The following is an 876-nucleotide window of genomic DNA, read 5'->3' on the forward strand; positions in this document are numbered from 1 at the left end:
GATTGTCGATGCCTCGCTGGTGCCTGCACCGAAGCAACGAAATACCGAGGGCGAGTGCGAGGCGATCAAGTCGGGCAAGAGCGCGAAGGAAATCTGGCCGGGCCAGAAGAACAAGACGGCGCAGAAAGACGCCGATGCGCACTGGACCCTCAAGATCGGCGGAAAAGTCCGGTATCGCAAGGATGGAACGCCGCTGCCCATGATTGCCCTGCCGGTGTTCGGCTACAAATCCCACATCAGCATCGACCGGCGCTTCGGCTTTATCCGGGAGATGGCGGTGACTTCTGCATCGGCAGCGGACGGGCATCTGCTCCGGCAGGTGGTCAGCACGGACAACACCGGTTCCGAGGTCTGGGCCGACAGCGCCTATCGCTCAAAGCGCAACGAGAAGTGGTTATCGGATCGGATCGGATGCTCACGTCCCGCATCCACCGGCGCAAACCCAAGGGCAAGCCCATAGCGAAGGCGACCACGCGGGCCAACGCTGCCAAATCCTCGATCCGGGCCCATGTCGAACATGTCTTCGCCCATCAGAAGAACCGGTTCGGGCTGTTCGTCCGCACCATCGGCCTGGCCAGGGCCGAAGCGAAGTTGACCCTTTGCAACCTGGCCTACAATTTCAACAGGCTGATCTTCCACGAACGACGGGAAAGCATGGGATGGCTCTGTCTGAAATTCGCGAAGCGCGGGTGAAATCGTCCGGAATGTACTCGGAAACAAGCCAAAGGCGGGCGCCACAGCGTCCGGCAGTATCGGTATCTCCGCCGTCAGACTCCCAAGCCTTGCCCAACCCGGTTTTTGCGGGCCTCCAGCTGGCGTGTGAGGAAAAATCGTTTCCGCGGGACGCAGACTATCGGGCTACTTAATGAGCAGGAC

2 protein-coding genes are annotated in these 876 nt (G+C 60.5%); both read left to right on the forward strand.

Annotated features, from left to right (window positions below; translation table 11 throughout):
* Positions 1-460 (forward strand): transposase (locus MTR66_RS21275; protein ID WP_268740591.1); only part of this gene is annotated, 460 nt, incomplete at its 5' end.
* A complete protein-coding gene (locus MTR66_RS21280; RefSeq protein ID WP_268740592.1) occupies positions 412-693 on the forward strand; it encodes a transposase in 282 nt (93 codons plus the stop codon). The genes MTR66_RS21275 and MTR66_RS21280, both read left to right, overlap by 49 nt.
* The last annotated feature ends 183 nt before the right edge of the window (positions 694-876 follow it).

The organism is Novosphingobium beihaiense (assembly GCF_022832375.1).
Classification (GTDB): Bacteria; Pseudomonadota; Alphaproteobacteria; order Sphingomonadales; family Sphingomonadaceae; genus Novosphingobium; species Novosphingobium beihaiensis.